The organism is uncultured Amnibacterium sp. (genome assembly GCF_964244015.1).
Classification (GTDB): Bacteria; Actinomycetota; Actinomycetes; order Actinomycetales; family Microbacteriaceae; genus Amnibacterium.
The window spans coordinates 1-9,453 of record NZ_CAXTHO010000115.1; the positions used below are offsets into that span (position 1 = coordinate 1).

General features: G+C 73.5%; 7 protein-coding genes and 1 pseudogene. 3 read left to right on the forward strand and 5 right to left on the reverse strand.

Features of this window, described 5'->3' with window-relative positions:
• Together ACFE67_RS12125 and smc are read left to right on the forward strand one after the other, a co-directional pair.
• Positions 1 to 496 (forward strand): annotated as a pseudogene (locus ACFE67_RS12125) (hypothetical protein); the annotation flags it as partial.
• 175 nt (positions 497 to 671) lie between these two features.
• On the forward strand, positions 672 to 4,085 hold the full coding sequence (smc, locus tag ACFE67_RS12130; protein ID WP_375407136.1) for a chromosome segregation protein SMC: 3,414 nt from the start codon (positions 672 to 674) through the stop codon (positions 4,083 to 4,085).
• 238 nt (positions 4,086 to 4,323) lie between these two features.
• Here the strand turns inward: smc and ACFE67_RS12135 are convergent, their stop codons facing one another.
• Positions 4,324 to 5,145, reverse strand: a complete 822-nt coding sequence (locus ACFE67_RS12135; RefSeq protein WP_375407137.1) for a shikimate 5-dehydrogenase — start codon at positions 5,143 to 5,145, stop codon at positions 4,324 to 4,326.
• A gap of 3 nt (positions 5,146 to 5,148) precedes the next feature.
• Entirely contained in the window at positions 5,149 to 6,030 is an 882-nt protein-coding gene (locus tag ACFE67_RS12140; protein WP_375407138.1) for an NAD(P)-dependent oxidoreductase, read from the reverse strand.
• Positions 6,031 to 6,118: 88 nt separating this feature from the next.
• Between ACFE67_RS12140 and ftsY the strand changes: the two genes are divergently transcribed.
• On the forward strand, positions 6,119 to 6,982 hold the full coding sequence (gene ftsY / locus ACFE67_RS12145; RefSeq protein WP_375407139.1) for a signal recognition particle-docking protein FtsY: 864 nt from the start codon (positions 6,119 to 6,121) through the stop codon (positions 6,980 to 6,982).
• A 97-nt stretch (positions 6,983 to 7,079) separates the two neighbouring features.
• Here the strand turns inward: ftsY and ACFE67_RS12150 are convergent, their stop codons facing one another.
• From ACFE67_RS12150 to lipB, 3 genes are all read right to left on the reverse strand, one after another.
• Positions 7,080 to 7,589: a gamma carbonic anhydrase family protein gene (locus tag ACFE67_RS12150; protein ID WP_375407140.1), complete on the reverse strand. Its 510-nt coding sequence runs from the start codon at positions 7,587 to 7,589 to the stop codon at positions 7,080 to 7,082.
• 108 nt (positions 7,590 to 7,697) lie between these two features.
• Positions 7,698 to 8,660: a lipoyl synthase gene (gene lipA / locus ACFE67_RS12155; RefSeq protein WP_375407142.1), complete on the reverse strand. Its 963-nt coding sequence runs from the start codon at positions 8,658 to 8,660 to the stop codon at positions 7,698 to 7,700.
• A gap of 71 nt (positions 8,661 to 8,731) precedes the next feature.
• Entirely contained in the window at positions 8,732 to 9,385 is a 654-nt protein-coding gene (gene lipB, locus ACFE67_RS12160; RefSeq protein WP_375407141.1) for a lipoyl(octanoyl) transferase LipB, read from the reverse strand.
• Between the last annotated feature and the right edge of the window lie 68 nt (positions 9,386 to 9,453).

Here is a 9,453-nt window from a genome sequence, read left to right on the forward strand (position 1 = left end):
CTCGATCACGACCGCGCTGATCGACGTCGGCCCCGGCATGCGGGCCGACCCCGCTCCGCTCGTCGCCGCGAACGCCTCCGCCACGGTGACCCTGACGTTCGACGGCGTCGCGGTGCCGGAGGACCGGCTGATCGACGCCGTGGCGGGGGAGAGGTGGGCCGCGGCCGATGCCGCCGGCCTTGCCGGCAACGGCGCGCTCGCCCTCGGTGTCGCCGGCCGAGCAGCCGCCTTCGCCGACTCGGCGGCCCTCGTCGAGGAGGTCGCGCACGCCCGTGCCGAGCTGCTCGCCGCGTCGGTCGATGCGCTGCCGGCCGCGCGCGCCGCCTGCAACGCGCTCGCGGTCCGCGCGGCAGCCGCCCTCGCGGCGCAGGACGGAGGCCGCAGCGTCATCCGTGGCTCGAGGGCCGATCGGCTGCTGCGCGAGGCGCACTTCCTGCTCGGCTTCGGAGCCCGCCCGGCGATCCGCGCCGATCTCCTCCGCCGCTTCGGCGCCTGACCGGCCGTCCGACCGGCCGAGGGCCTCGAGATCACCCCGAGCATCGCGTTCGCGAGGCGTGTCCGACCGCATCGCTACCCTCGTTGCAATCCGCAGCGCGTCCAGCGCTGCGAAGCGACACAGCCGCGCCGCAGGGGCGGCGGCGCGGCAATGAACGCCGAGGGGAGCCGCCGCAGTGCACCTGAAGAGCCTGACGCTGAAGGGCTTCAAATCCTTCGCGCAGCCGACCACCTTCGCCTTCGAGCCGGGCGTCACCTGCATCGTCGGGCCGAACGGGTCCGGCAAGTCGAACGTCGTCGACGCGCTCGCCTGGGTGATGGGGGAGCAGGGCGCGAAGAACCTGCGCGGCGGGTCGATGTCCGACGTGATCTTCGCCGGCACGACGACCCGCGGCCCCCTCGGCCGTGCCGAGGTCGTCCTGACGATCGACAACAGCGACGGCGCGCTGCCGATCGAGTACAGCGAGGTCGCGATCAGCCGCACCCTGTTCCGCGACGGCCGCAGCGAGTACGCGATCAACGGGTCGTCGGTTCGCCTGCTCGACGTGCAGGAGCTGCTGTCCGACTCGGGCCTCGGCCGCGAGATGCACGTCATCGTCGGGCAGGGCCAGCTGGACGCGGTGCTGCGCGCGACGCCGGAGGAGCGCCGCGGATTCATCGAGGAGGCCGCCGGCATCCTGAAGCACCGTCGCCGGCGGGAGCGGACCCTCCGCAAGCTCGAGGCGATGCAGGCCAACCTCACGCGCCTCACGGATCTGAAGGACGAGCTGCAGCGGCAGCTGAAGCCGCTCGGCGCCCAGGCGGAGATCGCCCGGGAGGCCGGTCAGATCCAGGCCGCCGTGCGGGACGCGCGGACCCGGCTGCTCGCGCACGACGCGGCACGGCTCGCGGCGTCGGTCGCCGGGCTGACGGCCGAGCAGCGGGACCTCGCCACCGCGCGGCAGATCGCCGAGGACGGCGAGCGCACGTTGGAGTCGCGGACCGCGGCACTCGAGCGCGACGCGGCGGGCGACGGCCTCGACGCCCTGCGGCGCACCTCCGTCGAGCTGGAGGGGGTGCAGCAGCGCTTCCGGGTGCTCGCGCAGACCGCAGCGACCCGGGTCGCGCTCCTCGCCCCCGACGAGGCCCCACCGACGGCGACCGGCCCGACCTCCGTCGAGCGGGCGGACGCGGAGGCGGCGATCGTGGCGCTCGAGCAGCGCGTGGAGGCGGTCCGGGATGAGGCCGCGGCGGCGCAGGAGGCGCTCGGCGCGGCGCAGCGCGCGCTCGACGAGGTCGATCGCGGGATCGCCGCAGCTGCCGCGTCGGTCGCCGCGTACGACAGGGCCATCGCCGCACTCGAACGCGATGCGGCTGCCGCCGCGTCCCGGGAGGCCGCGGCGGAGGCGGAGGTCGCACGCCGAGCAGCAGCGCTCGAGGCGGCCACGGCCCGCGCCGCCCGAGCGTCAGCCGGCCTGGCGGAGTCGCCCGCCGCCGAGGCGGAGGGCCCGACCGGTGACGACACCGCGGTGCACGACGCGCTCGCCGCGTCGGCGACCGCGCTGGACGCCGCGCGCACCGCGCTGCACGCGCTGGAGCGCGAGCAGAGCGCCGTCGATGCCCGGCTCGCCGCGTTGCGCGCAGCGACGGCCGCACCGCCGACGGTGGCGCAGGTGCTCGGCGCCCTTCCGGGCGCCCGCCGCCTGCAGGACGTCGTGGACATCGATCCCGCCTGGCGGGTCGCAGTCGGCGCCGTGCTCGGTCCGCTGCTCGACGCAGCCGTGGTCGACGAGCCCGCCTCCGCTGCTCCCGCGGTCGCGCCGCTCGGCGCGGTCGACCTCGTCGCCGCGTCCGCGCAGTCCGAGCCCGCCGGCCCGGTCCCGGTCGGGATCCGCGCGGTCGACGCGGTCCGAGCGCCGTCCGGCGTACTGGCGCTGCTGCGCGGCGTGGTGCTCGTCGACGACCTCGACGCGGCGCACACCGCGGTGGCGGGTTCCGACCTCGTCGCGGTGACGGCGGCGGGGGAGCTCGTCACCGCGTCCCGCCTGCGCACCGCCGGATCCGGCTCCGGGGGCGTCGAGCTGACCGCCGAGCGGGACGCCGCTGCGACCGCCGCGGCCGATCTGGCCGTGCGGGTCGATGCGGCCAGGGCACGACAGCGCGATGCGAGAGCCGAACAGCAGACGGCGCGCGCCCGGTCGGAGGCCGCGCAGCGCCGGGAGCGCGAGCGCTCCGACGCGGCCCGGGCGGAGGAGCGTCGCCGCGCAGGCCTGGTCGCAGCGGCGGACGCGGCCACGGCGGAGCTCGACCGGGCGACCACCCAGTCGGCGGAGGCGACGACCCGGCTGGAAGACACCGCAGCCGCGCGGGAAGCGGCGGCCGCGACGGTGGCCGCCGCCCGGGCGGAGGAGCGCCCCGTGGTGAACGGCGCCGCGCGGCTGCCGTTCGGGGCTGCGGTCGATGCCGCCCGCGAGGCCGCGGTCGCCGCGCGGCTGGAGACCCGGACGCTGCAGGAGCGCCTGCACGCCGAGCGCGCCCGCCTCCGGTCCCTCGAGGACCGCGCGCTGGCCGCAGACCGTGCGGCCGAGCAGGCCGCCCGCCGGGCCGCGGATCGATCGCTGCAGCGCGATGCCGCGGAGGCGGTCCTGGCCGAGGTGCCGGCCTGGCAGGCCTCCGTCGACGACTCGGTCGCCGAGGCGAAGGCCGCGCTCGCGCTCGCCGAGCGGGATCGCGCCGAGCACACCGCCGACCTCCGCGCCGCACGGGATCGCCTCATCGCCGCGCGGAGCGAGGTCGGCGCGCTCGACCGCCGTGCGCGGGACCTCGACATGCGCGTCTACGAGCAGGAGGTCTCCCTCCAGACCGTCCGCGACCGTGCGCTCGGCGACCTCGGGCTCGACGCCGATGCGCTTGCCGCCGCGGCGGTGCAGGGCCTCGACCGGCCGGACGAGGAACGCCGGCTCGCGGCGGCGGAACGGCGCCTCGCTCGGCTCGGCCGGGTCAACCCGCTGGCGCTCGAGGAGTTCGCCGCGCTCGAGCAGCGGCACACGTTCCTCGGCGAGCAGCTCGCCGATCTGCACCGCACCCGGGCCGACCTGCTGACGATCGTGGCGGACCTCGATCGGCGGATGCACGAGATCTTCGCGGGCGCCTACGCGGACACCGAGGCCGCCTTCGAGCGGATCTTCCCCGTGCTCTTCCCCGGAGGCACCGGTCGCCTGACCCTCACGGACGGCCCTTCGAGCGGCTCGGGAGGACCGGGCGACGAGCCCGGGATCGAGGTGGCGGTGCGGCCGGCCGGGAAGAAGATCGAGCGGCTCTCGCTGCTGTCGGGAGGGGAGCGATCCCTCGCCGCCGTCGCCTTCCTGCTCGCGATCTTCACGGCGAGACCGAGCCCGTTCTACATCCTCGACGAGGTCGAGGCCGCGCTCGACGACGCGAACCTCGGACGGCTGCTCGAGGTGATCTCGTCGCTCCGCGACGCATCGCAGCTGATCCTGATCACGCATCAGAAGCGCACGATGGAGATCGCGGACGCCCTCTACGGTGTCTCGATGCGGCAGGACGGCATCTCGAACGTGATCGGGCAGCGGCTCGCAGCACGGTCATGAGCGGCGGAGTCCCCACCGCAACCGCCGTCGGCGCGGGGCCGTTGCGGGGTGGCCCAGCGCGCTGACGGCGGCCGCAGCGAGCAGTCGTTCGAGCTGTGCGGTGCGACCTCGCGGTCACTCCCACTCGGGTAGCGGCTGTAGGGACAATGTATTCCGACCACCGATAAACGCCTATCCCACGTTCGGGTTCCATTTCGAAGGCGATTCGATCCGAGCCGGAATCCTTCGGGGAATGCGTTCAGGAAGACCGCGCGAAAGCGTGGGCGCGATCGACCTGATCCCGCGTGAGTGCGACGCCGGTGTACCGCTCGAACTGCAGCGCCGCCTGCAGCGCGTGCACCTCGGCACCGGTGATCACGGGCAGCTCGGCAGCTCGAGCGGCGCGGATGAGCGGTGTCAGGGAGGGGAGCGCGACGACGTCGAACACGGCGGTCGCACCGCGGATCAGATCGGGATCGAACGCGAGCTCGCCCTCGTCGGCGCCCGCCATCCCGAGGGACGTGACGTTGACCAGGACATCCGCCGAGTCGGGCTCGACGTCCGTGAACCGGTGCCCATCGCGTCGCGCGATCGCGGCGCCTGCCTCCGCGTTCCTCGCCCAGAGCGTGGTGCGCTCGAAGCGGGCATGCGCGAACGCCGCCGAGACGGCCGACGCCATGCTGCCGCTGCCGCGGATCAGGACGTGGGAGGACGGGTCCAGGGCGTGCTCGACGAGCAGCGTGCCGACCGCCTCCACATCGGTGTTCGATCCCGTCAGCACGCCGTCGTCGTTGACCACGGTGTTCACGGCATCGATGTCCGCGGCCGAATCCTCGATCCGGTCGAGCAGCGGGATGATCGCCGTCTTGAACGGCATCGACACCGAGCAGCCCCGGATCCCGAGTGCGCGCACACCGCGCACTGCCCCCTCCAGATCATCTGTGCTGAATGCCTTGTACAGGAAGTCGAGTTCGAGTTCGGCGGAGAGGAAGTTGTGGAATCGCGTGCCGAGGTTGCTCGGCCGCCCCGCGAGCGAGATGCAGACGCTCGTGTCCTTGTTCAACGCGGGCTTGTTCGGCACCCGTCACTCCCCGTGGTCCGCGGAGAACGCCGCGGCGACCGCGGAGATGTCCGCGCCGCCGTGGCCGCGTTGCGAGGCGGTCCCGTAGGACTCGAGCAGCGCATCGACGAGCGTCGTCGGCACCCCGGCCTCGAGGTCCGCCGCGCGGATGAGCGCGAGGTCCTTGCGGAGCCCGTCGAGCGCGAACTGCGGGTCACCGGTGCGGTCCTCGATGATCGTGCGGCCCTTCGCCTGCAGGTAGGGGCTGTCGGCGGCACCGCCGGAGACCGTCTCGAGGAACTGCGCGGGGTCGAGCCCGAACGCCTTCGCCTGCTCGATACCGAACGCGGTCCCCGCCGTGATGGTGGCGACCCAGGAGTTCGCGACGAGCTTCATCGCGCTGGCCGGACCCGGCGAATCGCCGAGCCAGACCGTCTTCGCACCGATCGCGTCGAGCACGGGCTGCGCGATCTCGCGGGTGGCGGCGGGTCCCGCGGCGAGCACGGTGAGCTTCCCGTCCTCCGCTGGCTGCTTCGTGCCCACGACGGGAGCGTCGTAGAAGGCGATGCCGGGCCCTTCGGCCATCGCGGCGAGCCGGTCGATGCCCGTTCGCCCGACGGTGCTGGCCTGGATCCAGACGGCCCCGGGCTTCAGGAGGGGGATCGCCTCCGCCATCACCGCGGCGACCGCATCCACGTCGAACAGCATCGTGATCACGACGTCCGCGTTCCCGACCGCGTCCTCGAGCGTCTCGGCGACGGTCGCGCCGTCGTCCGCCAGCGGCGCCGCCTTCGCCGCGTGCCGGTTCCAGACCGTGGTGGGGATACCGGCGCGGAGCAGCGAGTGCGCCATGCCGAGGCCCATCGTCCCGATGCCGAGCACGGTGGTGGCGGGGGTGAACGGCATGCGATGTCCTTCCGATCCGGGAGCGCCCGACCATAATCCCGCTGGCCCCGGCGCCGGCCGGGAGTCGGGCAGCCCATAGCCTGTCCGGGTGGCGGGATTCGGGGCACGGCTGCGGAACCTGTTCGGCGCGGTCCGCGCGATCGACGAGGACACCTGGGACGACCTCGAGGCCGCGATGATCGGCGCCGACTTCGGGCCCGACATCACCGAGTCGATGCTGACCGACCTGCGCGAGAAGGTCGACCGCTTCCACACGACCGATCCGAAGGACCTCCAGCGGATGCTGCGGGAGGACGTGGAGGAGCGCCTCGCGGGCTTCGATCCCACGCTGAAGCTCACCGCGCGCCCGGCCGTCGTGCTGATCGTCGGCGTCAACGGGGTCGGCAAGACGACGACGATCGGCAAGTTCGCGAAGTTCGTCGGCAACTACGGCCGCACCGTGGTCGTCGGCGCGGCCGACACCTTCCGCGCCGCAGCGGTCGAGCAGGTCGCGACCTGGGCCGAGCGCGCCGGTGCCGCCGTCGTGCGGCCCCAGCACCCGGGCCAGGACCCCGCCTCCGTCGCCTACCAGACCATCGAGTACGCCCAGCGGACCGGCACCGAGATCGTGCTGATCGACACCGCCGGCCGCCTGCACACCAAGGGTGGGCTGATGGACGAGCTGGGCAAGGTGCGGCGCGTGATCGAGAAGCTGACGCCGATCGCCGAGGTCCTGCTCGTGCTCGACGCGACGACGGGCCAGAACGGCGTGCTGCAGGCGCAGGCGTTCATCGAGTCCGCGGGCGTCACCGGCCTCGTCGTCACGAAGCTCGACGGCTCCGCGAAGGGCGGATTCGTCCTGCGGGTGCAGGAGGAGACGGGCATCCCGATCAAGCTGATCGGCCAGGGCGAGCGCATCCAGGACCTGACCGGCTTCACCCCCCACGTCTTCGCGCAGGGCCTCGTCGGCTGACCCCTCTTCATTCGCGGATCCGGAGATCTTGAGCGACACCCCGCGCCGCATGCGTGTTCGGCGGGGTGTCGCCGGATTTCTCCGGATCCGCGAATGCTCAGGCGCGGTACGCCTCGCCGAGCGTTCGGTAGGTCGCGGCGTTGCGGCGGATCCGCTCCAGCTCGTCGTCCGTGATCTCCCGCCGCACCTTCGCGGGCACGCCCGCCACGAGCGAGCGGGCCGGCACCTGCGTCCCCTCCAGCACGACCGCGCCACCGGCGACGAGCGACCCGGCGCCGATGACCGCGCCGTTCAGGACGGTCGCGTTCATCCCGATCAGGACGTCATCGCCGATGGTCGAGCCGTGCACGACCGCGCCGTGCCCGACGCTCACGCCGGCGCCGATTGTCGCCGGTGAGCCCGGGTCGCAGTGCACGACGACGTTGTCCTGCAGGTTGCTGCCGCGCCCGAGCACGATCGCGTCCCGATCGCCGCGCAGCACGGCGCCGAACATGACGACCGCGTCCGCCTCCACGCGCACCCGCCCGATGAGCGTCGCGGTGGGCGCGATGAACGCCGAGGGATCGATCTGGGGCAGCACGCCGTCGAACGGCAGGATCGTGACCATGGCCGCCAGCCTCCCGCGGATGCCCGACCGCGCGCTGCCACCCCGCCTCTGCGTGACTCTCCCGCCCGCCGGTGCAGGCGGGAGAGTCACTCAGGGGCGGGACAGGGGTCAGCCGACGGCCTGCGCGAAGCCGAGGGTCGGGTCGGTCAGGTGCAGCAGCGCCTCCGGCAGCGCGCGGCCCTTCGCGGCCATCGATTGGGCGTAGAGGCGGCCGGCGCGGTAGGAGGAGCGCACGAGCGGTCCGGCGAGGACGCCGAGGAACCCGATCTCCTCCGCGGCGGTCTTGAAGTCCTCGAACTCCGTCGGGGTGACCCAGCGCGCGACGGGCAGGTGCCGCGGCGTCGGCCTCAGGTACTGCGTCAGCGTGATGATGTCGGTGCCGGCCGAGTGGAGGTCCTCGAGCGCCTGCAGCACCTCCTGCGGCGTCTCGCCCATGCCCAGGATGAGGTTCGACTTCGTGACGAGCCCGGCGTCGCGCGCCTGCGTCAGCACGCCGAGCGATCGCTCGTACCGGAACGCCGGGCGGATGCGCTTGAAGATCCGCGGCACGGTCTCGACGTTGTGCGCGAAGACCTCGGGCCGCGACTCGAAGACGACCTGCAGCAGGTCGGGGTTGCCGGAGAAGTCGGTGGCCAGGATCTCGACCCCGGTGCCGGGGGTGGCCTCGTGGATGGCGCGAACGGTCTCCGCGTGCAGCCAGGCGCCCTCGTCGGGCAGGTCGTCGCGGGCGACGCCGGTGACGGTCGCGTAGCGCAGGCGCATGCGGACGACGGACTCGGCGACACGGCGCGGTTCGTCGGTGTCGTAGTCGGCGGGTTTGCCGGTGTCGATCTGGCAGAAGTCGCACCGGCGGGTGCACTGCGAGCCGCCGATGAGGAAGGTCGCCTCGCGGTCCTCCCAGCACTCGGAGATGTTCGGGCAGCCCGCCTCCTGGCAGACCGTGTGGAGGCCCTCCTCCTTCACGAGGGAGCGCAGCGCCTGGAACTCCGGGCCCTGCTTCAACGTCGTCCGGATCCATGCCGGCTTCCGTTCGATCGGCACCTCGGCGTTCCGCGCCTCCAGCCGCAGCATGCGGCGGTGCCCCGACTGGGTCGCCTCCTGCTCGGGGCTGAGGCCGGTGGAGGGGAGACGGACGACGCTGCTCATGCCGCGACCCGTTCGCGGGCGAGGCCGAGCACGCCGTGCTGGAAGTGCTCGAGCACGACCTGCGCCGCGTCGGCCGGGGTGATCGTGCGGCCGGTCAGCGCAGAGAGCGTCGTGACGCCGGCGTCCCGGATGCCGCAGGCGACGATGCGGTCGTAGGGCGCGAGGTCGTTGCTGCAGTTCAGTGCGAACCCGTGCATCGTGACCCCCTGCTCGACCCGGAGGCCGATCGCGCCGATCTTGTCCCACCCCATCGGGGTGCGGACCCAGACGCCGCTGCGTCCCTCCACCCGCTCGCCGGTCACGCCGAAGCGGGCGGCGACGTCGATCATCATCGCCTCGAGATCGCGCACGAACGCGACGACCTCGTGCCGGTCCGGCAGCCGCAGGATCGGGTAGCCGGTCAGCTGCCCGGGCCCGTGCCAGGTGATCTTGCCGCCGCGGTCGACGTCGACCACGGGGGTGCCGTCCACCGGCCGCTCGTCGGGCGATGTCCGCTTGCCGGCCGTGTAGACGGCCTCGTGCTCGCAGAGGATCAGGGAATCCGCGCGGATCCCTGCGACGACCTCGGCATGGACCCGGCGCTGCAGCGCCCAGCCCTCGTGGTAGTCGAGCAGGTCCGGCGCGAGGCTCATCAGCGCGGCGTCGATCACGCCCGAAACACTACGTCGCGGCAGGGACGGCACCGGGCAGGATGACTCGGCGTGCGCCTCGACGACCT

Coding starts and splice junctions, on each gene's coding strand:
- ACFE67_RS12140 (WP_375407138.1), bottom strand. CDS start 6,030: ATGCCGTTCACCCCCGCCACCACCGTGCTCGGCATCGGGACGATGGGC.
- ACFE67_RS12150 (WP_375407140.1), bottom strand. CDS start 7,589: ATGGTCACGATCCTGCCGTTCGACGGCGTGCTGCCCCAGATCGATCCC.
- lipA (WP_375407142.1), bottom strand. CDS start 8,660: ATGCTGCGGCTGGAGGCGCGGAACGCCGAGGTGCCGATCGAACGGAAG.